Genomic DNA, 25,732 nt, shown 5'->3' with positions numbered 1-25,732 from the left:
ATAGAATAGGGGTGGCGCCCCAAGGCGCCCGGCCCTATTCTATCGTTAACAAAAGTAGCAACGTATATCCCAAATACTTCTAGTCGTGAGGTGGGCTTGACCCACTTCGAAATTTTCTACCCCCGTTTTATAACATGGGGGTAGAATTTAATATACCATATAAAAAAGTTACTTAAACGCTATGTCCCACAAGGGATTGAGCGATTATAATTTTGTCACATTTTTCGACTAAAGTTGTCACATTTTTTGGAAGTAGGTTTAAAGCAGTGAGAGGTGTTGATTTAAAGCGGTATAGAAAAGAGCTAAAATTAAAACAGCAAGAATTGGCAAGTAAATTAGGAATTGAGCGTTCGTTAATTTCAAAAATAGAATCTGGAAAACGTGTTATTTCTAAAGAGTTAGAACAAAAGATTATTGATGTGTTGAACTTAGATGGTGGGCACGCTTCGGTAGAAGCAAAAATTGACTTTTTAAGAATACGATTTAAAACATTAGATGTTCGGACAGTTATTGAGAAGTTGTTGCACATGGATATGAACTGGTTTACTTATGAACCTAGAGGGTTTTATCATTATACAGAAACATTTTCATATAGCTCTATTCGGATTTTTCGGAATCCAGAAAACGTTAATATGGGAATTATGTTGGACTTGTCTGGTGAAGGTTGTCGGCAACTAGAAGAAATTTTTGAAGAGGATAACAATAGATCGTGGACAGAATTTTTTCGCTCTCTTTATGATGACGATATTTTCGGTCAAGGTATTTTGGTAGATACAAAAATTACACGAATTGATATTGCTCTTGATGAATTGATTGTGAAAGGACAAGAAAATTTTGATTTATATGTTTTGAAAGAAAAAATGGAGCAAGGGCTTGTAGATACTACATTTAAGAATTTTGATTTTAGTGGGGGCTTTGCTTATGAAAATAAAAAAATGGTAAATAAAGGTTTGTCTCTTTATTTTGGCAGTCGTCAATCGCCATTATATTTTAACTTTTACCAAAAAGATTACGAGTTAGCAAGAAAAGAAAGTGTAAGTGTTGAGGAAGCAAGAGAAAAATATGAAATTAAAAATCGATATGAAATTCGCCTTTCAGATGAAAAGGCGTTTTTGTTTGTAGAATATTTTCTATCAAGCGGTGAGTCGTTAGACTGGTTAGTGAAAGAAATTATTAATCAATCTTTGACTGTATATGACATTGAAGATGATATGAAGGTCTATTGTAAATCTTGGTATGATGTTGTTGATAAATTGGAAGGCTTAAAATTATCTATTCAAGGTGAAAAACCGTCTATTGAAAAAACACTTCGGTGGTTATCAAATTATTTAGCCCCTTCATTAAAGATGATTAAAGAGATTGATAATCTGTTAGGAACAAATGAGCTGATGGAACGTATCGATTTAGCAGAACTAAAGGAGAAACACGAGGAAATTATTGAAATGGTGTGTGTTGATGCGAAAGATTTATTGTTTAATACTAATCAAAATAATAGTGTTCGGTCTTATATGGAACAAGAATTTGATTTAGAAGAAGCATATCCATTTTAAAGATTAAGGGGGGATATATGGATACAATTGATTTATTGCTAATTACTTTTGTTTTAGTAGTACTTAATTTTGAGATATTTATTTTTTCACTCTATTCGATGAGAAAGAGAAAAAAGCTAAATAATGTTGATGAAGAATTTAGAAAACGTTCTGATGCTGATTCTTTATTAATAGATAATATTGTAGTTGAAAGGAGTTTATGTATATGGGCAGAGAATGTATTAAACAAAACACTAAAGTAGCAATTACTATTACTGGGAAAATGAAACAAACTAGAAATGACATACAAAAAACAAAAGAAAAAATAATTCAATTAGATAAACAAGGAGAATTGATTATTCCTTATTTAAAAACAGTCTTTGAAAAGCTTTTAGAATCTAATGAAGAGCTTTTAAAAGAAATTTCAAGATATAGTTATACTTATGTAGCTTATGAAGAATTAATGACGGTTAAAGAGAAAGCAATTTGGGAAGAATTTTTTAGTGTAAAAAAAATATATGATAAAGAGCTTTCAGAATTTTCTAGTTTTAAAGAGAAATATAAATATTTTGAACCTAAAAACAGTGAAGAATTAAAACAACAAGCTCGAGTATTGTTAGAAAAGAAAGGGTATATTGTTGACAGTCCATTTGAAGGTGATTTTGAAAGATGGATTGGGGTTTACGCTAGACCAAAGGATAAACCAACTTATTTAGATCCAACGGATGGAGAAGAAGTTGGATTACAAGAAGTGTATAGTGTAGATGGATTTAAACAAGACTTTGCAGAATGGTTTGAAGGAGAAATTGTGGAAGGTAAAGTAAAAGAGATGCTTTAAATTTTTCAAATGCTAGGTGTTTTGTTGAAAACAGAACGTGCACCTTAATATATTTAATTGAATGAATCTGTGATGAAGCGATAGAAATTATTCTGTGGCTATTTTTTATACAAAAAAATAATAATGAAAAGAGGAAATATTTTGAAGAAAACAACGATTATTCAAGGATTAGCAACAACAATCATTTTAGCAGTCATGGCAATGCCAATGATGGTTCAAGGGCAAGAAGGCGGACAAGTTCCACAAACAGTTAGAGCAGATTTTTTTCAACGTGCAAATGTAAGCTCTAACTCAATCATTAATGCGCCGAATGCTTCTGTGGTAACACCAGATGATGAAGCTGGTTCAAAGTATAGTTTTATTGCAAAGTTTATTAAAGGTGTCACTACGGTTGAAACAGGTGGTGGTGGGTGGACGAATGATGTTTACGTTAATATGCCTCCTCAAAAATGGGACGGGAAAATCGGTCTTGATGTAACGAAAACGAAGAAAGGGCAATCGTGGATTCGTTACAACAACGTAGGTACAGCTGATGATGGGACACCAATTGATTTAAAAATTACCATTCAAGATTGGGAACAATATAAAAATGCACAAAATATGGTGTCAAATAATATTGTTGCTTTTAACAATGTATCCGCAATTGCAACCTACCAAGGTGGTTTCTCATGGGTGAAACAAACATGGACGTACCTAGAACATGGCACAGACAAAGAAAAGCCAGTTTCAGGCTACTATTCATGGATTGATATTGATAATTTACAAGGAATGACGATTGACAAAGATTCGTACAAAGCAATCGATAAATTGTACGTACCAACGAAAGATACAATTGTTAAATATAAAGAAGAAAAAGACGGTGGAAAAACTTTTTATGATTCTGATGACATTCCCTTAGATGATGGCGATAACCGTGGTGATTTTACGTTTTTGTATTCTAATCGTTCTCGATTCGACTTCACATATAGTGAGGACTTCGCGACACGTGAAAAGAATTTAGGGTATCCTTTACCGCCAAAAAATAATAACCAGTATAGTTATTTTGGTTATAGTGCTAAAAAACCAGTTCGAACAGCGCCAATGATTCCTACTAAAACAGTGACAGATAGTGATGAAACAAATGTTGATAAGAATATCTTAGAAGGGTTAGGCGAAGTATATAGCTATACGATTACACATAAAGTTCCTGATGAAATGAAAGAATTCTACTACAGTAATTACGAAATGCAAGACGAGCTGGTTCCTGAATTAGAACGTGTGTCTGATGTGAAAGTCACGGACGAAGCAGGAAAGGACGTTACCAATAAATTTGAAGCGAAGCATGAAGGTAATTTAGTACGTATGGTCGCAAAAGCAGACGTATTAAAAACAGCGGATTTCTACAATCATGAATACAAGTTCAATTTTCAAACAAAAATCCGTGAAGGTGTTAGCTTAGATAAGTACCTTGTCGATGGCAAACTACAAATTCCAAATAAAGCAAAAATTATCCAAAACAACAAAGAAGTGCCAACTGATGAAACACATACAACTGTCACACCAAAAGACCCGTCTATCGCTAAGAAAATCCTTGAAGGCGATAAAGAAGTGGATTTGACCAGTGCCAAATTGGGCGATGAAGTGACATTCAAATTAGATGTACAAGTGCCAAACACCAAAGATATGACATCTTTAGTGATTCAAGATGATTTAGAAGATGTATTGGAAGCGAATAAAGAAGTGAAAGTCACTCTTTCAGATGGGACAGATATTACGGATCAGGGGAAAATTAGTGTTGATGAAAAAACACAAAAAGTTTCTTGGACTGCCAATGAACCAAACAAATTAAAAGAAAAACAATTATTTGTGTACATTAAAGGGAAATTGAAAGACGCAGACTTTTCGCAATATGTCGATGATAAAGGGGATATTATGATTCCAAACTTGGCACAATTGGTGATTAATGATGAACCGACAGATTCTAACAAAGTGAATGTTACAACTCCACAAGAAAAACCAAAAGTATTGCCAAATACTAATATGGATTTTGGAACAAGTGCAGGTGTAGCTACAATGATTGCAATTTCATTAATTGGTGTGGTCGTAGCAGTGAAACGACAAAAAGATAGCAAAGAGGGCTAATTAATGAAAAAATGGATTGAAAAAAACAAATATTTTGTTGGAGCAATTGGAGTTATTCTCATTGCTCTTTTTTCATTCCTTCTTTTTCAAAACCAACAAAAAGAAGAAGTGAAAGAAGCTATAAATACAATGGTATCAAGTGGCTTAGAGGAAGCAGAAAAGCCAAAAAAACATGTAGAGACAAAATCTAGTGAAACTGTTCAAAGTAATCAAGTAGATGTTATTACTGGTACGGAAGTACAAGAAGAAACACCTATTCCAACAGTGATTTCTTTAACCGAAGGCGAACGTCCGTCTGTTAAAACGATTCAAAGTGCCCAAGTAAATTTTAATGAAGTGTCGGATTCTGTTTTGGGGTCTATTGAAATTGATTCTATTCAATTAACATTGCCTATTTTAATGGGTGATAGTTTTGACAATATGCTTTATGGAGCGTGTACTGTTTTATCAAAACAAACGATGGGAAAAGGAAATTATGCTTTAGCTTCTCACAATGCTGGATATGAAGGATTACTTTTTACCTCGTTAAATAAAGTTTCTGTAGGAGATTTGGTCAAACTTAATGATCGTGAAGGACATTCGTTCACATATAAGGTAAAAGAACAAAAGCATGTTGATATGACTGATACAACTATGTTGAATCTAACAAGAAAGCCAACATTAACTTTAATAACTTGTGACCAAGCCACAAAAACAACAGGAAGAATTATTGTGATTGCGGAATTAGTTTAGAGGAGGGAAAAAGTTGGTTGAAAAAATAAGGGAATTGTCAAAAGAAGAATTTGTCAATCAGTACATGTTTGATTTTAAGTCATTAATTTTCAAATCCAATAATCCTGAAAAAATAACAGCTAAACAAGAAAAACTCTTGGAATGTGAAAAGAAAATCGCTGTATTATTTTATGAAACATATAAACGAATGAAGGGGTATCCGCCTGATGAAAAAGAACTGGGTAGGATTGTTCAAAGAAATTTCCTTGACCGTTTAAAGTTATTTCGAGTGGAATATGATGTGATTAGTGAAGAAAAATTTTGTGGTCTACACGTACAAATGGTCAAACAGCAAATGCCATTAGAAAAGTATCGATCCGATGATTTATCTTATATTTTAGGACGAGAAAAGAAGATAGCTATTAATTATTTTATCGCACATGATGATTTTCCTATGGGTTATGAAGAACTAATGATAAGTCGTTCTAAACAAGCAGTTACCCAAGGCTTGGAAGAGTTAAGGGGAGAATTTATGGAAAGATACCATAAATATTACAGAAAAATGGAAAGGAGTTGTATTTTATGAATCAACATATTATGCCAATTTTTAGAGAGCATAGTAAATTTTACCAAAGGTATTCAAATGTACCAGTTCCTGAAATGCTTCGCTTGCATGGATTCATAGTTGATGAAATGCCAATTGATGAAGCAGATATTGTTTATATGGAAGAATATAAAAATTCTTTACTTAAAATGGGGATTATTATTGATGAAGTACCTTTTAAGAAGGAATTTGTTGCGCAATACGTTTTTCATGGCGGTATAACTAGTTTGATGGCAGAAGGTCAATATTTGAGAAAGCCTAACGGGGATAAAATGTACAATTCGTATTATTTTTATTTGTATAAAGAAGGCTTTCAAACACATAAGGGGCATGTTAGAGAGAGAGTTTATGTTGAAAAGGCGATTAAATCTACTTTTTTAAAAACGTTTGAAAGTTGTTTGGGCTTATTAAGAGTAGGAGGGGAATATGAATTTAAAGAAAATTAAAAAGAAAGAGAAGAAAGAAAAAATACCAAAGGTTAAAACTTTTTCTCAAAAGAAAGCGAATCAGGTTGTGTTAATTGGCGCTAGTGTTTTACTGGTGATGTCAGGAGTTGGTGCGATTCGGGCCAATGTGATGGCAAGTAATGTAGACAATTTGTATTCAAAAGTGGATACGTTAAGCGAACAATCAAAAAAGAATAAAGTTGATAGAGAGGAGCTTGATTATTCAGCCCTCTCTTTTTATACCGAAAATTTTGCGAAAGAGTATTTGAACTATAATTCGAAAGCAAGTGATGAAGCGAAAAAGGCTCGTATTGATCGATTATCTAAATATTTATCACTAGATGTAAAAGATGTTGATGAAACAGAAAACCTACAAGGGAATGTCTTGCGTACGTTTAAAAATACGTCTCTATCACGTATAGAGAAAATGGAAGATTGTTATTTGGTTTATCTAAATGTGAGTTATGAATGGGAGAAAGATAAAAAGACTGAAAATGTGACACAGAATATGGTTTTACCAATTCAAGTAAAAGACAATTTGTTTTCAATTGTAGGACGTCCTTATTTTGTAGCAAGTAGTTTACCACAAGGAAAAACAGTACCTCTAAAACAGACAGAAAATTCAATAGATGTTGATGGGAAAGAAAAACAATCTATAGAGAAATTTTTAAAGATGTTTTTTACAAAATATTCAGTTGGGAACAAACAAGAATTAATGTTGTTAATGAAAAATCCAACAACGACAGCAGGTCAAGACTCATTTGTTTCAATAGATTTTGGTGATATGAAATTTTTTGATACAAAGCAGAAAGGTGTAACAGGGGTTCAAGTATCGGTCACTTTTTCAGATAAAACAACAAAATTAACGCATACTGAGGATTTTTCGCTTTGGTTATCTAAAACGGAGAATTCTTATTTTATTAATACGATGAAACATTACTTTACAGAGAAAGAAGGAAATGACTAATGAATACAGGCAATTTGAGTAGTTTTTTAAGTACAGGTTTTATTACAATTTTAGCGGCTGGTGCGATTATCTTGATTTTAAAACATTGGAAAGGTGCCGAATGGGCAAAAATTGGTTCAGTAATTGTCATTGCCTTAATTTTACAGGACTTTGCGACGAATCAAGGAAAAAATATTTTTGCAGTTGTTAAATGGGTATTAAGTTTAGTTGGAATTAAGATGTAGGTGAGTATATGAAATATTACGATTATTCAAGGGGCTTAAAAGCCCCTTATTCAATGCAAGTTATTAAGTCGCCTAAAGGACAAGTGGTGTGGGTATTTGCACAACCTGTTAGTCTATCCTATCTCCTAATTCTATTCTTAGGGATTGTGTTAACTGGCTTGTTTTGGAAAGAAGTACCATTACCACAAATTTTAGGAATTAACTTAAATTTGTTAATCATGGTGTTGGTGCCGAATAAAGTTGCTCGTTGGTATTCCGAAAAGGAATTCGAAGGAAAAACAGGCTATGGTTTTTTAAAAGATGGTTTTGTCTATGTGAAAAATTATGTGTTAGATAGTAGACCAATTGTAGCTTTCGAACGAGTAAAAGAAATAGAAGAGTTTTCATTTAAACGTTAGTACAAAAAGCGCACTATATCTATGAATAAAAAAAACAAGGAGCGCATAGCATTAGCTCCTTATTTTTTATGTCTAAATTATGAATTTTTATATTTTAAATAAAGCATGACTGCACAGACTATTATTCCGATGACTAAAAGTAGCACAGTAACAATACTTTCATTTTTATTTATTTTTCTTTCAGGTCTATAGCTAGGATTAATTTGTTTTGCGTTAAAATCAGTAATTCCAAAGTCTAAAGTAGGAAGTAAAAACAGTAATAAAATAATATATATAATTCCCGCTATAAGGAAAATAGGAGCGTTGGTGAAAAGTGAAATAATGGTACCTATGATTATAGGAGTTAAAATGTATAAAAAGGATTTGATAACATTTTCTTTTCTCATTTTAATTACCAAATTTTGTTATTCATGTTTCCCATATTTCCTAAAGGAACACAATAACCACCGCTCATATTTTTTCCACCTGTAGACCAACCACCTTTTTTAAAATAAAAACCACCAGGGCAAGAGCTACCAAATTCAGCTTCTCTGGCACTAGCTTCTGAACTAAAAATAAAAGGTGTTACCATTGCGAAAATAGTTAAAGCTAAAAAAACTTTTTTCTTCATACACTTTCCTTCTTTCCAATTATTATTTAAAAGCTATATTAAATATAGCTTTATTTTATAATAACTGAATGAAAAAAAGTTGTCCAATAATATATAGAAATTTCTGAAAAATCATTTTTAATGTTAATTACTAAAATAAAATCAACAAGAAAGGAAAAAATATGCAATTAGAATATCCATTAACGAATCATATGAAAGGAAATATTGTTTTAACACAAGAAAAAACAGCGATAGCTTACTATCGTGTTCGTTCTGAAACGGTAATGTTGACTGATGTTGAAAAGAAATTAAAAACGAAAAGAAAAGTTGCTCGTGCGTTAAATCGCTTAAAAGCAAATGATGGATTTGAAATTAACCTTTTGCCAGTTAATGCCGACATTCGAGGGAAAATGGGTGCTATGCGCTCTTTAATAGATTCTAATAATTATGAAGTAGGCGTAGATAAATTAATGAAAATGGCAATGGTTTTAGAACAAGAAATGGGTATGGTTTACGAATATACGTGGATTATTGGTGTGCCTTTAATCAAGAAAGATCTCGCTGTTGATTTAAAAGAAACCGTTACTAACTCAATTAGCAACGTATCGGAAAAGTTTGTCAAAGGCTTAGGTTTTGATGTAGAACTGTCGGAGTGTTGGGAAAAAGATTATCGAGAGCAAGAATTAGAAGTCTACCAAAATTTATCTGAATTGTTAATTGAACGATTATCGGAAGATGAATTGTACTATTATCAAGCGTATCAATTTTTAAAAAATATTCCACATGAGCGACAAGATGTTCTTTCTAGTCAAAACTTAGATAATTTAATGGCAACAAAAATTAAACCATTGTTCGGTGGAGGGCTTCATTTAAATTGTGATTATGGCGAAAGCTATATATCCTACCTTCCAATGGGAGATGTAGGTGTTTTTCTTGATGGTAATCATTTTTTAGAGGTCGTTCAAAAAATGCCTTTCCCAGTTGAAGTGAAGATTCAAGCGACTTTTGCAGAAAGTAAAGGGCAATTGGCACTGTCTGGGCGTTCGTCACGTGCAAGAACCCGCACTAAGAATATCATGCAGGAAGCACACTTAGCTGGTTCTAAACAAAAACGAAAGATTGTTGAAGGTCAATTATCACTAGACGATTTAGACCAAAAAATTGATGATGGTGTGGATATTATTGACTGGAAAGCAGTGGTTGTTGTTAGTGGTAGTACAAAAAAACAAATGCGTGCAAGAAAAAAATATCTAATCAATCGTTTTGATAGTTTAGATATTCCACTTATTAAAGCAACGTTTGATAATCCTTATTTATTTCAATCCACTTTGTTTGGTAATTTTATCCGCATGCAGACTTCTCGTTGGCAACACACGTCAACAATTGAATCGTTTGCCGAGTTGAATTTCTTTACTTCACTTCATGCAGGTACGAAGTTAGGCTTTTACCTTGGACGTATTGATACAACTTTAGAAGAAAAAGAAGATAGAAAATCTATTATTTCCAGTTCAAAAAATTTAATTTTTATGAATATGTTACTAGCGAATAAACAAAATGTTGATGGGAAGAAAACAAATAATCCCCACTGGGCTTTAACTGGCGATACTGGGAACGGAAAATCGGTTACAGCTAAAACATTGTTTATGCAAATGGCACTTTTAAAAGACAGAGTGTTATACATTGATCCGAAAAAAGAAATGCGAAAGCAATTTATGTATACAATCAATGCCCCTGAATATCAAAAGAAATATCCTTTAGATGTTGATTTTGTGAAGTCCTTTAATTTCGTCACTTTAGATGTTCGTGATACGAAAAACCATGGCGTCCTTGACCCGATTGTTCTATTTAATGAAACAGAAGCCACGTCTACCGCTAAAGCGATGATAACGAATGTTTATGATGGTACATGGAACTTAAAACAGAAAACAGCAAGTAATGAAGCTATTACAAAAGTAATTTCTGAACGAAAAGCAGGAAAGAAAGTTGGATTCTGGCATGTTATTGAATTGTTAGCTGAGAGTGAAATCTCGGATGTTAAAGACATGGGGAGATTTTTATTGTCAACAATCAAAGGGTCTGTTTTAGAATTGGCGTTTTCTCATGGAGAAGTGGAAGGTTTGTCATTCGATAGAAAAGTAACCATTTTGGAAATCGAGGACTTAGATTTACCAACTGATAAAAATGAAAAGTTAGATGAAAATAAACGGTCGTCAGTTACACTGATGTTTGCTTTAGGAACGTTTTGTTCGAAGTTTGGTTCAAGAAATCCAAAAGAAGAAACAGTGACGTTCTTTGATGAATCTTGGATTTTTCAATCTTCTCCTGAAGGTAAAGCAATTTTGAAATCTATGAAACGTATTGGCCGTTCGTTTAATAATTTCTTAGTATTGATTACACAATCAACAAATGATTTGGATGATAGTGAAGATGGTACTGGTTTTGGAACAGTGATTTGCTTTGATGAAGTACAAAATCGAGAAGGTGTTTTGAAATATCTTAATTTACCAGTGAACGAAATTAACATGAAATGGGTCTCAAATATGGTTCAAGGTCAGTGCTTAATGAAGGATATGTTTGGTCAAACCAATCGAATTGTTGTTCATGTAATTTTTGAGGAATGGTTGGAACTATTCAAAACTGTTGATGATACAGAAGCTTCTAAAATGGAGAATCGCTTTGTTGCATAGGAAGGAAGTGAGAAGATGCAGTATCTAATTGACAGTTATAGTGCGTATACGGTTGATGGTGGTTTGTTGGATAAAGGATGGCAAGTAGTAAATTGGTTCTTTGTAGATATACCATTCTTTATCTTACGAACGTTTGCTTCTTTTTTCCTTTTTTGTGAGAACGTCTTAAATCAATCTAGTTTCTTTGAAGGAAAACAAGAAACAGTATTGAATATGTCAAAAGATGTCCTAAATGACTTTGGTGGCAAGGGATTTAGAGGTAGTTCTTTATTTGCGTTAGCGATTCTTGTAAGTGCATATTATCTGCTTTATCATTTCTTTTCCAGTCGTAGAAGCTTTTCAAAAGTATTCCTTCATTATTTAGCAGTTGTTGTTTTATTTGGTTTTTGGTTTGGCTCTGTATCAACGTCAACAGGCACAACAAGTGGCTCAACGTTCTTGATTCAATCAACTAACGCAATTGCTAAAGGAGTACAAAGTACGTTTACTACAAGTGCCAATTTAGGAACAGAAGGTTCTAAAGATGGAGAAGTATACCAAAGCCCTATTTTTGATGCCACAGTAAAACAAACATTTAATTTTGTAAATAGTGGTTCACTTGATGGGAAAATGGAAAATGGTAAAAAGTTAGACGAAAGTAAACTACTAGAAAAACCTAAATTGTCTAAAAAAGAAAAAGCAAAGTTTGAGGATGAAAGAAGTACCTATATAAAAAATAATGAGAAAGATAATCCATACTTCGCACAGGACGGAGCAAAAACAATGGAAAAAGCTTTTGGCGTTGGTGTGGGTGTAGTCAATTTAGCAGTCTTAGCAGTGCCTGTCACGTATATTAATATTATGCTCAATGTAATTCAAATCATTGTTGATTTACTCATTTTTGTTTTTCCGATTATTGCGTTGGTGTCTTTCTTCCCTCGGTGTCAAATGATGATGTTTAAATTTTTTAAATCATTAATTGGCATTTTATTTTTACCTGTAGTTTTCGGTATCTTTTTGTCTGTGTTGTTTTGGGTCAATAAGTTAATTGACCAAGCGTTTTTAGGATTGATGGATAAAGTAAGTAGTAGTTTATTAATGGTGATGTCTGGTGGTGTTTTTCTTTTAGGCACATTAATTGTTACTGCATTGGTGAAAATTATTTTGTATCGGAAAATTTGGAAAAGCAGATATAAAATATTATCATTCTTTTCTGATGGTCAAGTTCAACAACCTTCTTTTGAATCAAAAATGAATGAAAAAACAAAAGAAACGGTTGAACGTACAGGTGAAATTGGTGTTGGAGCAGTGAAAGCAGGAATAGGTGCTTCCACTGGGAATTTAGCGTTGGCTGCTGATGGTGCTAGTCATTTAATGCCAAAACATGACAAGGCATTGAACTTAGCCAAAGACCATTTTATTGACGATAATGGGCAATTTGCTGGTGTTAAAACAGGATTGAATTCATTATTGAATCGTTCTACTCAAGAAGAACAACAACCATTTAAAGACGATATGTTGCCCGACGAAGAAATTGCGGAAGTAGAAGAGCCAACCAATGTTGATAATGAGGAACTAGAAGAAATAGAAGATAAAGCTTCAACTGATGAAGTGGATAATTTTGAAGATTCAACAGATGATGAAATGGATAATTCTTTAGAAGAATTTGATGTTCCTGTGTTAGATGAAAATGTATCTGATTTTGATACTGATACTTCTTTAGCTGATGAAAATAATATTGAATTAGAGCCAATTATTGAAAATGAACTTGATAGTTTAGATTCAAGTTTAGATTCAAGTGAAAATGATAGAGAAGAGCCAATTCAAGAACTTGATGAGCAAGAAATAGCGGACAATTTGAATGTTAGGGTTGATAATTTCGATGAGTTGGCATTTGCTCGTGAAGAACGTGCATTTTTTGATGGTGGAGAGGATAGCGAATTAATCACAAACAACAATGATTCATTAAATAACGTTTATTCATTTTACCAAACAGAAGAAAACTTCAATAATTTAGAACAAACAGAGGAACAATTTTTTGGTAGTGTGAACACGGAAGAATATAATTTTGATGTTGTAGAGGGCTGATGAAATGTTTATCAGTCTTCTTTTTTATTGAAAGGAGAGAACATGAAGAACTTAAATAAGATTTTAATTGCTAGTTGCTTTGTCTTTATTCTTCCTTTTTTATTATTTTTAGGTGTATTTTCTTCTAGTGAAAGTGGAGATTCTTCCCAGTTTCAGCCTGCTACACCACAGGAAAAAGTAGCATTAGAAGTTTCTAACTACGTGACGTCAAACGGTGGAACGTTGCAGTTTGCAGCCGCTTGGATTGGCAATATGGAACATGAAAGTGGATTAAATCCTGCTAGAATTCAAAGTGATTTGGCTTTTAATCCTTCTATTGCTTATAACGCTAGTTTAGGCGGTTATGGAATTGGATTAGGACAATGGGATTCAGGACGAAGAGTTAATTTATTAAATTTTGCAAAAAGTCAAAAAAAGGAATGGAAATCAGTAGCTTTACAAATGGATTTTGCGTGGAATAAGGATGGTTCTGATAGTGACTTACTTAAAAGAATGTCTAAATCAAAAGATGTGAATACACTTGCGGTAGATATTTTGAAGCTGTGGGAACGAGCTGGAACAAAAGATGATCCTGTAGAACAAGTAAACAGAAAGACTAGTGCTAATAATTGGTATAAGCGACTTTCTACAGGTTCGATGGGCGGAGGTTCAGCCAATATTGGTGGAGGAGAAATTGATATTTTAGAAAATGTACTGGGACAAACTATTAATGGTGGGCAGTGCTATGGCTTATCTGCTTTTTTTGTTGAAAAACAAGGAGGTTTTCAAATGATGGGTACAGGACATATGTTTGCGAGTGAGATTGGTAATGATTACAATTGGCCGTCAATAGGTTGGAAAGTGATAAAGAATCCAAACTACTCGGATATTAAAGCAGGAGATGTTATTAATTTTGGACAAGGTGGTGTGGCTACTAGTATTTATGGACATACTGGTGTTGTTGCAGGAGTAGAAGGCAAAGGAAAATTTACAACATACGAGCAAAATGCGGAACAAGGTCAAATTGTTGCTAAGTATTCTCGGACTTGGGGATTAGATTTTCCACATGTGACCAGCATAGTAAGGAAGTAGGAGGAATTATGAATGATTTTGAGTAAGAAAAGTGGTTTAACTAATCGTCAGATAAAAGAAATCTGTTCGAAATTTAACTGTAGAAAAAATGAATTTGCAGTTCAAAAGTACCAAGATGGTTTTTTAGTAGCTGTGAATAATAAAGAGTATCGTGTTAAATTTTCTGAGGGAATTTTTTCAAAGGTTGTGTATATTAAAGAAGTGCAACGCATTTCAAAGAAAGTAGGTAGAAAATGAAAAAGTTAAGTTTAGTAGTTTTAGTATTAGGTGTTGGATTAATATTTTCTGCTTGTGGAGGAAATACCAAAGGTCATGAAACGGTGGCTTCGTCAACAACTGAATCGGTGACTATGAAACCAGTTGATAATATAAATACTACGAAAAGAAGTGAAGTAACTGAAAAAAGTAGTACCAAGTCTATACAGAGTAAGGATAAATCAACGGAAGAAAAGGTATCTAACACTTACCAGTTGGTAGAGGACTGTGGAAATGCTTATGCTAATTTTTCTAGTATCAATGATCGTAACGAAAATTTGAAGAAATTAATGACTGCTGAATGTATAAAGAAAAATGGTATTGATGTGAAAACTGGTGCAAAATTGGAAAGTAAAGGTGAAGTAAGTTCAATATATCAAAATGATAAAAAGGAATACGCAGTCTTGCTTGATTGTGAACAAAACGGAACAAAAACAAGGGTACTTTTACTGGCAAAAGTGAAAGGGAATAAGATAGCAGAAATTACCTATAACTCAGTGAAACAAGAGTATTAATTTTGATATACAATTTTTTGCTTTATTTAATAGTGTTACGTTTATATAAGTTAGGAGATGATAAAATGAAAAAGGCAGCTTCAATTGTGTTGATGGTTGTTGCAATTTTTATGATATCTGCCTGTGGTTCTAAATTAGATAAAACAGGTGAAGAATTTAAAGACTCTATAATTAGAGATTCTGCATATGGTGATGAGCATTCAGAAGATAGTTTTAGTTTTTTGATGTATAAAGATAAAGACACTAATCGTTATTTGGCTGATATTTGGGTTCCTGTTAAAGATGAGCCTAGTACATTGGAGTATTTTTATTATTATGATGAAGATAAGCAGTTAGATAGTACAAAAAGTAAAGCAACTTTTGATGATATGAAAGCTAGTGGTAACTATGAAGTTATCTACAAGTCGGGTAAATTTAAATAGAAATTCAATTTTATTGAACATTTGACATAGGGTAGTGCTAATTAAGTACTGCTTTTTTTATGTAATTAAATAGAAGGAGATGGTATTATTAATGTTAAGTACTGTGACAAAAAAAGACATTATTAGCCTTGGATTTTCTCCATACCAATCACAACGTGTTATTCGTGAAGCCAAAGCTTTACTAGTAGAAAGAGGTTGCCACTTCTATAGTGGTAAGAAAATCTCTTGTGTTCCTGTGAGTGTAGTTGAAGAAATTTTAGGAATAGAGGTTAATAAAGGTGGCAAAGACATCAAATGTTTATAAAGACAAAAAGACAGGTAAGTATTATTTTGTTGCAAGTTTGGGTTTTGATTTAAAAGGGAAAAGAATACAAAAATTTAAGCGTGGATTTAAGACAGCAAAGGAGGCAAAAAAAGCTTATAATCAGTTTATGATTGATTATCAAGAAAAACGTGAAAAGATTACATTTGGTAATTTTTACGAAGAATATTATAAATGCTGGTACAAAAATCATGTTAAGGAAGGTACTTTTAAGACCAATACAGGTATAATTGAAAATCATTTATCTATCTTTAATGAGGTACAGATAAATACTATTGAAACGGTTGATTTACAAAAATTGATTAATTATTTATCTGGTGAGTATAGAACTAAAACAGGTGAAAGTTTATCTCCAGAGTATATTAATTTGATCATTTGTAATATTCAATCCGTATTTGAGCGAGCTTTTATTTTTGGGTTTATTGATGAAGATATATCAAAAAAAGTAAGTAGAGTTCGTGTTGAAGAGAAAGAAGTTAACATTTGGACTATAGATGATATGCAAAAAGTAATGCTGCTTAGTGATGAAAGCGATAGTTTATTGTTCTTTAAAAAAATGTTTTTTAGATTTTTATTCATGACAGGTCTTCGGCTAGGTGAAGCCTTAGCTTTGAATTGGGAAGATGTTGATTTTGACAGTAAAGTTGTTTATATTAATAAGACGATGCTTGTTAAAAATAAAAGAGAGTTTAGAACTACAACGCCAAAAACAAAAAGTAGTATTAGAACCGTATCTCTTGACGATGAAACGCTACGGCTTTTTGAAATATGGAGAGAACAGCAATCTCCTTTAAAAATAAACCTTATATTTTCTATAGATGGTGGAACATTGGCTAAGTCTACAACGCATGGCTGGCTTAAAAAACTTTGTGACTTAGCAGATGTGCCAGTGATTAAGATACACGCTTTAAGACATTCTCATGCTTCTATGTTAATTGCCCTTAAGGAAGATTCACTGGTTATTAAGGAAAGATTGGGTCATAGTCGTATAACAACTACTTTAGAAAAATATGGGCACCTTTATAATGGAAGAATGAATGATGTTTCTAAGAAATTAACTGATTTAAAAATTTAGAATAGTAATTGTTAGCTTTATTGTTAGCAAATATAATGAAAACTAATTGTAAGCTTTGTTTTAAAGCGATTTAGAAAGGGATTAATAGAAAGTGAAATATACAGAAATTATGGTTCGCTATGGCGAATTATCAACTAAAGGAAAAAATCGTAAAACGTTTATCATGCAGTTAGCACAAAATGTGAAACGTGCGTTAGCTGATTTTCCAGCATTGAAAATCCATGCAGATCGAGACAGAATGCATATTTTATTAAATGGGGAAGATAGTGAAGAAGTGATTCCGAAACTAAGTAAAGTGTTTGGGATTCAAAATTTTTCGCCAAGTATTCGTATTGAAAAAGAAATGCCAGCGATTCGTGCAATGGTTCAAGAGGTTGTTCGGGAAGTTTATACGCCAGGTAAGACGTTCAAAATTACTGCTAAACGCTCGGACCATTCATTTGAACTTGATTCAAATGGCTTGAATCAAGAATTAGGTGGGGCTGTTATTGAAGCCATTCCGGAAATTCGAGTACAAATGAAAAAGCCTGATATTAACTTAAGAATTGAAATTCGTAAAGACGCGGCGTATTTATCTTATGAAACGATTCGCGGTGCGGGTGGATTGCCAGTGGGCACCAGTGGTCGTGGTATGTTGATGTTGTCAGGAGGCATTGATTCACCAGTTGCTGGTTATTTAGCTATGAAACGTGGCGTGGAAGTGGAAGCTGTCCATTTTGCTAGTCCGCCTTATACAAGTGAACAAGCGTTACAAAAGGCTAAAGATTTAGCTGAAAAATTAGTCCCTTATGTAGGAACTATTCAATTTATTGAAGTGCCCTTTACAGAAATTCAAGAAGAAATAAAACGAGTTGTTCCCCAAGGCTACTTAATGACCATTACACGACGTTTAATGTTACGCTTAACAGATGCAATTCGTGAAATGCGGAAAGGTTTAGTCATTATTAATGGTGAATCGTTAGGACAAGTGGCTTCGCAAACACTTCAAAGTATGGTAGCAATTAATGAGGTTACCTCAACACCGATAATTCGACCTGTTGTTTCAATGGATAAGACAGAAATTATCGAAATTGCCGAAAAAATTGACACGTTTGAATTAGCCATCCAACCCTTCGAAGATTGTTGTACAATTTTTGCGCCACCGCAACCGAAAACACGACCTCGCTTGGATAAAGCGCAAGATTATGAAGCGCGCTTAGACTTGGAAGGTTTAATGGCTCGGGCCTTAGAAGGACTCAAAATTACAGAGATTTCAGCAGAAACAGCGAAAGATAAACAAGAAGACGAATTTGCAGATTTCCTATAAGAAATAAATACAGTGACGGTCGCTTAGACGTCACTGTATTTATTTTGTACTTATTTCACAAACAAGTTGCTCGGAGAGGGGAACCGTGATAAACTGAATATGTGAAGTAGGTAACAAGGAGGACAGAGGATGGAGAAAAAAATGCCTAAAGCAACGGCAAAACGTTTGCCGGTTTATTTACGTTATTTAAAAATGTTAGGGGATTCTGGTGTTAAACGCATTAAATCACGAGAATTTAGTGAAATGATCCAGATTCCTTCTGCAACGATTCGGCGTGATTTTTCCCACGTTGGTGAACTGGGCCGAAGCGGTTATGGTTACGATGTGCCGTATTTAATTGAGGTATTTAGTAATATTTTAAATACGCAAGAAGAAAAAAGAATTGCTCTGATTGGTTGTGGCAATTTAGGCAAGGCATTATTAAAAAATAATTTTAGACGCAACGAGAATTTGAATATTGTCTGTGCTTTTGATAATGATTCGGCTTTAGTTGGCACCACGATTAATGGATTATTAGTTCATGATATGTCTGAGTTAGAAGCATTCGTTCGACAAGAAGGGGTCACGGTAGCCATTTCTACAGTACCCAGTCACCATGCCCAAAAAGCCATCGACAAAATTGTACAAGCGGGTGTGACTGCGATTTTAAATTTTGCGCCAGACCGTGTCAGTGTGCCAGCCAACGTTAGTGTGCAGTATATTGATTTAACAACGGAACTGCAAACACTGATTTATTTTAATGAAACTTTTTCACTAGCAAATAGCCCAAAGCAATAAAATTGTCTTCATAAAAATCCTCTACTATACTTATTATTGAAAGTGGAAAAGGAGGATTTCAGAATGAATGTTACAAGAAAAGGGCACGTATTAGAATTGACAGGTGAGCAGCCTAAAGTTGGCACAAAAGCCCCCGTCTTTTCTTTGAAAAATTTAAACAACCAAGAAATCAACTTGGCAGATTATAAAGGTAAAACGGTTTTAATTAGTGTGGTTCCTGATATCGACACACGTGTTTGTTCACTGCAAACGAAACGTTTCAATCAAGAAGCGGCGAAATTAGACGGTGTTCAGATTATCACGGTTTCCAATAACACAGTTGAAGAACAAGCAAATTGGTGTGCCGCTGAGGGTGTCGAAATGGAAATGCTTCATGATACTGAAGACTCATTTGGTGCAGCTTATGGTTTGTATATTCCAGAAATGGGCCGTTTAGCACGTGCTATTTTTGTGATTGACCCAGAAGGAACGTTAGTTTATGAAGAAATCGTCTCAGAAGTTTCGTCGGAACCCGATTATCAACAAGCGTTAGAAGCTGCAAAAAAAGTGTAATCCCTCTAGATTACAAATTGACTTTGCTTGCGCTTCATTGTAGAATGAAGCAAAGACAGCGAACAAGAGGAGTATCATTGGCGTCGTTTTAGAGAAAAAGTCGTTCAGGTGCAAGACTTTTACACAACCAGTGAGAAGGTAGCTTGTGAGTCAATGGTTTGAACACAGTACGTTAGTAGAACGATTCGTTTCGTGAACGTTATCTCACGAATGAGTGGCATTTGAATGAATTCAATTCAAATGCAATTTAGGTGGTACCGCGTAAATAAGATGAATCTACGCCCTAAAATACGAAAGTATTTTAGGGCGTATTTTAGTGTTTAGCCAAAAAAAACTCATTTGTAAAATAATTACCGCTCCAAATCGCGTATTTTAAGAAAGAAGGGGAAAAAATGTCAGAAGAAAAAAACTTACCAACGAAATATCAACCGACAGAAATCGAAGCTGGCCGTTATCAAAAATGGCTAGATCAAGATTTATTTAAACCAAGCGGCGACAAAAAAGCGAAGCCCTATTCAATTGTTATTCCACCACCTAATGTAACAGGGAAGCTACACTTAGGGCATGCTTGGGATACAACATTACAAGATATGATTATCCGCCAAAAAAGAATGCAAGGCTTTGATACGTTATGGCTGCCAGGAATGGACCATGCCGGAATTGCCACGCAAGCAAAAGTAGAAGAGAAACTAGCACAACAAGGAATTTCACGTTACGACTTAGGTCGTGAAAAATTTGTTGATCAAGTGTGGGAATGGAAAGAAGAATATGCTTCTCACATTCGTGAACAGTGGGCAAAAATGGGCCTTTCTTTAGATTACAGCCGTGAACGTTTTACTTTAGATGAAGGGCTATCTGAGGCCGTTCGTAAAGTGTTTGTCTCTCTTTACGAGAAAGATTTGATTTACCGTGGTGAATATATCATTAACTGGGATCCGAAAGCGAAAACAGCATTGTCTGATATTGAAGTAATCCATAAAGATATTGAAGGAGCTTTTTACCACATGAGCTACCCATTATCAGATGGTTCTGGCGTTGTTGAAATTGCGACAACGCGTCCTGAAACAATGTTGGGAGATACGGCGATTGCGGTCCATCCAGAAGATGAACGGTATCAGGAACTTATTGGTAAGACAGTTGTCTTGCCATTAGTCGATAAAGAAATTCCAATTATTGCAGATGACTATGTAGATATGGAATTTGGAACAGGGGTTGTAAAAATCACACCTGCCCATGATCCAAATGACTTTGAAGTCGGTAATCGTCATGACTTACCTCGAGTAAATGTTATGAACGAAGACGGCACGATGAATGAACTGGCTGGAAAATACGAAGGAATGGATCGTTTTGCCGCACGTAAAGCGATTGTCTCTGACTTGAAAGAACTAGGTCGCTTAATTAAGATCGAAACAATGAATCACAGCGTGGGTCATTCAGAACGAACAGGTGTTGTCGTGGAACCACGTTTATCGACCCAATGGTTTGTAAAAATGGGCCCATTAGCTGAAAAAGCAATGAAAAATCAAGAAACAGAAGACGCTGTTGAATTTTATCCACCACGCTTCAATCAAACATTTTTACGTTGGATGGAAAATGTACATGATTGGGTTATTTCGCGACAATTATGGTGGGGCCATCAAATTCCTGCTTGGTATCACAAAGAAACGGGCGAGATGTATGTTGGGATGGAAGAGCCAGCCGACAGTGAAAACTGGGTTCAAGATAGTGACGTCTTAGATACATGGTTTAGTTCTGCATTATGGCCATTTTCAACGATGGGTTGGCCAGATGAAGCAAGCGAAGATTATCAACGTTACTTCCCAACAAGCACATTAGTTACTGGCTATGACATCATCTTCTTCTGGGTAAGTCGTATGATTTTCCAAAGCTTAGAGTTTACAGGTGAACGTCCCTTCCAAAATGTCTTAATTCACGGCTTAATTCGTGATGAGCAAGGACGCAAAATGAGTAAATCATTGGGGAATGGGATTGATCCAATGGATGTCATCGAAAAATATGGTGCAGATGCGTTGCGTTGGTTCTTATCAAATGGTTCAGCTCCAGGTCAAGATGTTCGTTTTAGTTATGAAAAAATGGATGCTTCTTGGAACTTTATCAATAAGATCTGGAATGCAAGTCGCTTCGTTATCATGAATGTAGAAGGTATGACTGCTGCAGATATTGACTTTAGTGGTGAAAAGACTGTCGCTGATCGTTGGATTTTAACGCGCTTAAACGAAACAGTCGCCCGTGTGACAGAATTATTTGATCGCTTTGAATTCGGTGAAGCAGGTCGCCAATTATACAACTTCATCTGGGATGATTTCTGTGATTGGTATATTGAAATGAGTAAAGAAATTCTTTACGGAGAAAATGAAGCAGCTAAACAAACAACACGGAGCATCTTGGTGTACACATTGGATCAAATCTTACGCTTATTGCATCCAATTATGCCGTTTGTAACAGAAGAAATTTGGGAAAAAATTCCGCATCAAGGTGAGTCATTGGTTGTGGCAGAGTACCCAGTTGTTCATGAAGAATTTAACGATGAAGCAGCAGCTCGAGGAATGGAAGTTCTGAAAGAAGTTATTCGTTCGGTTCGGAATATTCGAGCAGAAGTGAATACACCACTTTCTAAACCAATTACCTTGTTAATTAAAACAAACGATACAGAAGTAGAAGAATTTTTAACAGCTAATACTAGCTATTTAGAACGCTTCTGTAACCCAGAGGAATTAGTCATCAGTCGTGAAATAGAAGCGCCAGAATTAGCCATGTCCGCTGTATTAACAGGCGCAGAACTATTCCTACCATTAGCTGGGTTGATTAATATCGAGGAAGAAATTGCTCGCTTAGAAAAAGAATTAGACAAATGGACAAAAGAAGTCAAACGTGTGCAAGGCAAACTTTCAAATGAACGTTTTGTGTCAAATGCACCAGATGAGGTCGTGGAAGCAGAACGTGCAAAAGAAAAGGACTACCTTGAAAAACAAGAGGCTGTCAAAGAACGGATTGCCCAATTACGTTCAATCTAAAAAAGAAAAGACAACAAAACCAAACGTTGGTTTTGTTGTCTTTTTGTTATAATTTGCCAAATAATTGAAACAAATACAACATTAAATAGCTGTAAGTAGCCACAGACCAGAATTTCAATAAAAGAACAATTTTCATGAATTCTTTTAAAGAAATATCTGTAATTCCCGCCACTAAACAAACAATATCATCTGGAGCGAAGGGGACTAACATAGTAAAGATTAAGAGCTTTTTGACATTGTGTTCATTTTTGTCTAAAATCTCTTCAAATTTTTTGTATTTATTGGGTGAAAGGATTATTTTTACAAAGCTACGTCCATAGTAACGAACCAGTAAAAAGCCAATAAACTCACCAATAATCAATCCAAGATAGCTATACAAAAGGCCTTGCAAATTGCCAAACATCAACATTCCTGCAACAGAAGAAATTCCTCCAGGTAGAATAGGGATAATCACTTGGACGATTTGTAAAAGAATGAAACATAGAACCGCATAGTTACCAAACTGTTTAATAAAAGCTTGCAAGGAAGCAACAGAATGAAAAATTCCTCTGGAATATCCCCATAAAATTAAGCCGAAGAAAAGCACCAGTCCAACTAGGGGTAACCACCGAATGAGTCCATTTAAAAATTTTTTCTGATTAGTCATGAGTGGCCTCCTGACGTTTTCGACGGTATTTTTTAAAGCCAAGATAACCAGCCGCTCCCAGTAAAACCGTTCCGCTGACGGCAGTACCGAGATAAATCATTCTTGGATGATAGGTAAAGGTTAACTGCTGTTTGCCAGCTGGGACTTCAACAGCTAAAAAGCCACCTAGAATGCGTTGTGTTTTTAATGGTTCTTTTTGTAGCGACGATTTGACTTGCCAATCTTGGTCATAAGGAATGGACGTATACAGTAACTGAGTGTCATTTCCAGGTACATTCAGTGCGCCATTTAAATGGCCTTTTTTAGTTGCATTCACGTGAAGAGCTTGTTGGCGTAATTTGTCAACCGCACGATTAAAGGCTGTTTGGTCTAAAGTTTGAAGTTGCCAATTAGTTAAATCAACCACTTGTTCAGCAGTTAGTGACAGGGTCACGGTAGTTCCTTTTTCAAAATGCCCTAAATTGAACAGTTGATTGGTTGCAATATAAATCGGCGTCGAGATAACTTGTTGGTTTACCTTCAATTGTGTAACTTTTTTCCATTTTAAATTCGGAATATAAAGATGCAAGTCACCAGTGCTATTCACTTTAAAGGTTGCTTCAATTGTTTCGTTAGTATGATGAGGTTCATTTATCAACGAAGCTGTTTTAAAGTAAGGTTTATCCGTCGGCACGAGCGTTTGCAGGAGTTCTTCTTGGGCATCTAAAGGATTATTTTTTGCTAATTTTAACTTGGTTAATGCGGTTGGCGCCAAAAAGCCCATACCGATCGCTTCATCATTTTCCATGATTTTCGTGGAACCAACTGTTTTTAGCAATTTTTCACTCGTAGGTTTTTCAATTGGTAAAAAGTCATATTTCACATTTAAAAGTAAATTGGTTAGTTGTGAATTATCCACATAGGCAATCCGGCGATCATTTTTTCGATATAAACCTAGCGCACTTAATGTGTCTTGGGTAGTGGCAGTTAAAGTCGAAGTATAGCTAGAAACGCCAGCATAGCCATAAAGTAAAGGATTATTGTAGCCGTTATTGATTTCACGGAACCCTGTTTCTTTGGAAGGAATGACTTGTTTCATGCGATAAAGTTCTGGTGCTGAGGCCATTTTTTCATCGATTAATTGGCTGTGTTTTCGGTAATCTTGGGCAAATGTTGCTTGGCTACCAAAGGGCATGTGTTTAAAAGAAATCCAGAAATTCGTTGTTAATTCTGTGCTGACCAGTAAGAATAAAGCCACGACTACATAGTTTCTTAAGGCCTTTTTGTGTGCTAAACGCAAGCAAAAGAAAATCAACCAAATAAAAAGTAAACTTAGCCATAAATAATTGATCGAAATTAAGAGATTTTTTTGTGGACCATAATACAAAGATCCGTAGCCAATGACTAACAGCAGACTAAAAATAATAGGTGCGGTCCAAGGAATGGTCACTTTTTTAAGCCAAACTTCATAGGCAAAGACAATCAATAAAAAGCTAAAGATAAAGACATTTCGGTAAGGGAACCCAGCTGGGCTTTGAAACATGTGCCACACAGTGTTAAAGGCTTCTAACCAAAAGCTTAAAAAGAGAATGAATAAAAGAATTGCTGAAGCTATTCTTTCTTTTAACGCAATTTGTTTCGTTTGAAAATAGGCAACACAGAGGAGTGTCACAAATAATCCAGCAAAAACGGTTGGTAAATGGTCTAAACGCAACTCATAATTAATAGAACCTAAGCCTAATTGCGAGAAGAACGAAGTGTTGAACTTAGGCGTTAAAAAGAACGTCGAGACATCAAAATCTGCTTTTTTTGTATAGAGCATCCCTTCTGCTGCAGGTAATAATAAAAAGCTAGTTGCGGTTCCTGTTAAAAAAGAAACGAGGATGAATAACGGACTTTGTTTAAAAAATTGCCGAATAGCATGGGCTTGGGTATTCTTTTTAAAGAACCAATAGATACTGTACAAAACAGCAAAGAGACAAATCATATAACCCATGTAGTAATTTGTCACAATCGCTAAAAACAGGGTGATACTGTATAAACCCCATTTGCGTTGATCCCATAAACGTTGGAGTCCCAATAAGATAAGCGGGAATAGAATCAGTGCATCCAACCACATAAAGTTTTGGCTATAGACGGTGACAAAGCCACAGAAACTATAGGACGTTGAAAAAAGTAACGTGGTGCCATCAACTTTTTGATAGGTGTATTTTAAATAGCTAAACATCGTCGTGCCCATCAAGGCAAGTTTTAAGGTAATAATCCATAAAATTGCTATAGGTAATTGTTCATAAGGAAAAAAGAAAGCCAACACATTAAAAGGGCTCAGTAAGTAATAGGCTGCCAAAGGAACAATCGACTCACCAATCTCATTGGAAAAAGAGTAGAATGTAGTTATTCCCTCGTGAAAAGAGCGTTTTAAAAAACTCAAGAAAGGCATGTATTGTGTGCCTAAATCACTAACTAATAAGTTGTTGTCACCAAAAGGCGCAAGTTGTAATGTCATCCATACAAGCAACAGAAGTAAAAACGGCAAGAAAAAACTTCCTAACCATAAAAGCTTCGATTTGTTTTTCATCAAAATAAGTCCACCTTT

The 25,732-nt window shown here is 34.6% G+C and carries 26 protein-coding genes and 1 other annotated feature; of the genes, 22 read left to right on the top strand and 4 right to left on the bottom strand.

Features of this window, described 5'->3' with window-relative positions; all coding sequences use genetic code 11:
* Positions 1 to 266: 266 nt before the first annotated feature.
* The 10 genes from IGL93_RS11445 to IGL93_RS11400 all read left to right on the top strand — a co-directional run bounded on the left by IGL93_RS11445 (position 267) and on the right by IGL93_RS11400 (position 7,838).
* Positions 267 to 1,550 (top strand): replication initiation factor domain-containing protein, encoded by a 1,284-nt coding sequence (locus IGL93_RS11445; protein ID WP_002399520.1) that lies wholly within the window; start codon positions 267 to 269, stop codon positions 1,548 to 1,550.
* Between the two features lie 17 nt (positions 1,551 to 1,567).
* Positions 1,568 to 1,792 (top strand): hypothetical protein, encoded by a 225-nt coding sequence (locus IGL93_RS11440; protein ID WP_002394261.1) that lies wholly within the window; start codon positions 1,568 to 1,570, stop codon positions 1,790 to 1,792.
* The gene (locus IGL93_RS11435) at positions 1,756 to 2,367 is read left to right on the top strand and encodes a hypothetical protein (RefSeq protein WP_002394260.1); all 612 of its coding nucleotides are present in this window, start codon (positions 1,756 to 1,758) and stop codon (positions 2,365 to 2,367) included. The genes IGL93_RS11440 and IGL93_RS11435 overlap by 37 nt, the downstream gene beginning before the upstream one ends.
* Positions 2,368 to 2,490: 123 nt before the next feature.
* Entirely contained in the window at positions 2,491 to 4,488 is a 1,998-nt protein-coding gene (locus IGL93_RS11430) for an isopeptide-forming domain-containing fimbrial protein (protein ID WP_025189428.1), read from the top strand.
* Between the two features lie 3 nt (positions 4,489 to 4,491).
* Positions 4,492 to 5,220 carry a class A sortase gene (locus IGL93_RS11425; RefSeq protein WP_002394258.1) on the top strand — a complete coding sequence of 243 codons (729 nt, stop codon included), beginning with the start codon at positions 4,492 to 4,494 and terminating at the stop codon, positions 5,218 to 5,220.
* 13 nt (positions 5,221 to 5,233) lie between these two features.
* Positions 5,234 to 5,785 carry a hypothetical protein gene (locus tag IGL93_RS11420; RefSeq protein ID WP_002394257.1) on the top strand — a complete coding sequence of 184 codons (552 nt, stop codon included), beginning with the start codon at positions 5,234 to 5,236 and terminating at the stop codon, positions 5,783 to 5,785.
* Positions 5,782 to 6,249, top strand: coding sequence for a hypothetical protein (locus tag IGL93_RS11415; protein ID WP_002365204.1), 468 nt, complete (start codon positions 5,782 to 5,784; stop codon positions 6,247 to 6,249). Before IGL93_RS11420 ends, IGL93_RS11415 begins: the two co-directional genes overlap by 4 nt.
* A complete protein-coding gene (locus IGL93_RS11410) occupies positions 6,230 to 7,216 on the top strand; it encodes a conjugal transfer protein (protein WP_002394255.1) in 987 nt (328 codons plus the stop codon). The genes IGL93_RS11415 and IGL93_RS11410 overlap by 20 nt, the downstream gene beginning before the upstream one ends.
* On the top strand, positions 7,216 to 7,440 hold the full coding sequence (locus tag IGL93_RS11405; protein ID WP_002394254.1) for a hypothetical protein: 225 nt from the start codon (positions 7,216 to 7,218) through the stop codon (positions 7,438 to 7,440). Before IGL93_RS11410 ends, IGL93_RS11405 begins: the two co-directional genes overlap by 1 nt.
* 8 nt (positions 7,441 to 7,448) lie before the next feature.
* Positions 7,449 to 7,838, top strand: coding sequence for a conjugal transfer protein (locus IGL93_RS11400; protein ID WP_284954716.1), 390 nt, complete (start codon positions 7,449 to 7,451; stop codon positions 7,836 to 7,838).
* Positions 7,839 to 7,915: 77 nt separating this feature from the next.
* On the opposite strand, the gene IGL93_RS11395 is transcribed toward IGL93_RS11400, so the two are convergent.
* Positions 7,916 to 8,224: a hypothetical protein gene (locus tag IGL93_RS11395; RefSeq protein ID WP_002394252.1), complete on the bottom strand. Its 309-nt coding sequence runs from the start codon at positions 8,222 to 8,224 to the stop codon at positions 7,916 to 7,918.
* Between the two features lie 5 nt (positions 8,225 to 8,229).
* Positions 8,230 to 8,448, bottom strand: coding sequence for a hypothetical protein (locus IGL93_RS11390; RefSeq protein ID WP_002394251.1), 219 nt, complete (start codon positions 8,446 to 8,448; stop codon positions 8,230 to 8,232).
* Between the two features lie 161 nt (positions 8,449 to 8,609).
* On the opposite strand from IGL93_RS11390, the gene IGL93_RS11385 reads away from it, so the two are divergent.
* The 12 genes from IGL93_RS11385 (at position 8,610) to IGL93_RS11330 (ending at position 22,511) form a co-directional block, all read left to right on the top strand.
* Entirely contained in the window at positions 8,610 to 11,114 is a 2,505-nt protein-coding gene (locus IGL93_RS11385) for an ATP-binding protein (protein ID WP_284954717.1), read from the top strand.
* Between the two features lie 15 nt (positions 11,115 to 11,129).
* Entirely contained in the window at positions 11,130 to 13,181 is a 2,052-nt protein-coding gene (locus tag IGL93_RS11380; protein ID WP_284954718.1) for a hypothetical protein, read from the top strand.
* 42 nt (positions 13,182 to 13,223) lie between these two features.
* Complete coding sequence (locus tag IGL93_RS11375; protein WP_010712806.1) at positions 13,224 to 14,252, top strand: phage tail tip lysozyme; 1,029 nt, start codon at positions 13,224 to 13,226, stop codon at positions 14,250 to 14,252.
* Between the two features lie 12 nt (positions 14,253 to 14,264).
* On the top strand, positions 14,265 to 14,489 hold the full coding sequence (locus tag IGL93_RS11370) for a hypothetical protein (RefSeq protein ID WP_002371406.1): 225 nt from the start codon (positions 14,265 to 14,267) through the stop codon (positions 14,487 to 14,489).
* Positions 14,486 to 15,022 carry an EF0163 family protein gene (locus IGL93_RS11365; protein ID WP_284954719.1) on the top strand — a complete coding sequence of 179 codons (537 nt, stop codon included), beginning with the start codon at positions 14,486 to 14,488 and terminating at the stop codon, positions 15,020 to 15,022. Before IGL93_RS11370 ends, IGL93_RS11365 begins: the two co-directional genes overlap by 4 nt.
* Before the next feature lie 65 nt (positions 15,023 to 15,087).
* Positions 15,088 to 15,444, top strand: a complete 357-nt coding sequence (locus IGL93_RS11360; RefSeq protein ID WP_010712805.1) for an LptM family lipoprotein — start codon at positions 15,088 to 15,090, stop codon at positions 15,442 to 15,444.
* 91 nt (positions 15,445 to 15,535) lie between these two features.
* Positions 15,536 to 15,748 carry a DUF3173 domain-containing protein gene (locus tag IGL93_RS11355; RefSeq protein ID WP_002399131.1) on the top strand — a complete coding sequence of 71 codons (213 nt, stop codon included), beginning with the start codon at positions 15,536 to 15,538 and terminating at the stop codon, positions 15,746 to 15,748.
* On the top strand, positions 15,723 to 16,841 hold the full coding sequence (locus tag IGL93_RS11350) for a site-specific integrase (RefSeq protein ID WP_002410071.1): 1,119 nt from the start codon (positions 15,723 to 15,725) through the stop codon (positions 16,839 to 16,841). Before IGL93_RS11355 ends, IGL93_RS11350 begins: the two co-directional genes overlap by 26 nt.
* Positions 16,842 to 16,932: 91 nt before the next feature.
* Entirely contained in the window at positions 16,933 to 18,147 is a 1,215-nt protein-coding gene (thiI, locus tag IGL93_RS11345; protein WP_010707108.1) for a tRNA uracil 4-sulfurtransferase ThiI, read from the top strand.
* Between the two features lie 129 nt (positions 18,148 to 18,276).
* Positions 18,277 to 18,924 (top strand): redox-sensing transcriptional repressor Rex, encoded by a 648-nt coding sequence (locus tag IGL93_RS11340; protein ID WP_002365189.1) that lies wholly within the window; start codon positions 18,277 to 18,279, stop codon positions 18,922 to 18,924.
* A 63-nt stretch (positions 18,925 to 18,987) separates the two neighbouring features.
* Positions 18,988 to 19,476 carry a thiol peroxidase gene (gene tpx / locus IGL93_RS11335; protein WP_002361107.1) on the top strand — a complete coding sequence of 163 codons (489 nt, stop codon included), beginning with the start codon at positions 18,988 to 18,990 and terminating at the stop codon, positions 19,474 to 19,476.
* 49 nt (positions 19,477 to 19,525) lie between these two features.
* Positions 19,526 to 19,765, top strand: a binding site (T-box leader).
* 103 nt (positions 19,766 to 19,868) lie between these two features.
* The gene (locus IGL93_RS11330; protein WP_002397611.1) at positions 19,869 to 22,511 is read left to right on the top strand and encodes a valine--tRNA ligase; all 2,643 of its coding nucleotides are present in this window, start codon (positions 19,869 to 19,871) and stop codon (positions 22,509 to 22,511) included.
* A gap of 46 nt (positions 22,512 to 22,557) precedes the next feature.
* Here IGL93_RS11330 and IGL93_RS11325 read toward each other — a convergent pair whose 3' ends face one another.
* Positions 22,558 to 23,157: a TVP38/TMEM64 family protein gene (locus IGL93_RS11325; RefSeq protein ID WP_002355114.1), complete on the bottom strand. Its 600-nt coding sequence runs from the start codon at positions 23,155 to 23,157 to the stop codon at positions 22,558 to 22,560.
* Positions 23,150 to 25,714, bottom strand: coding sequence for a YfhO family protein (locus IGL93_RS11320; RefSeq protein ID WP_010776127.1), 2,565 nt, complete (start codon positions 25,712 to 25,714; stop codon positions 23,150 to 23,152). Before IGL93_RS11320 ends, IGL93_RS11325 begins: the two co-directional genes overlap by 8 nt.
* Positions 25,715 to 25,732: the final 18 nt, after the last annotated feature.

The sequence above is a fragment of the Enterococcus sp. DIV1328a genome, assembly GCF_050536905.1.
Classification (GTDB): Bacteria; Bacillota; Bacilli; order Lactobacillales; family Enterococcaceae; genus Enterococcus; species Enterococcus faecalis.
This window is presented reverse-complemented; position numbering and strand designations above follow the sequence as displayed.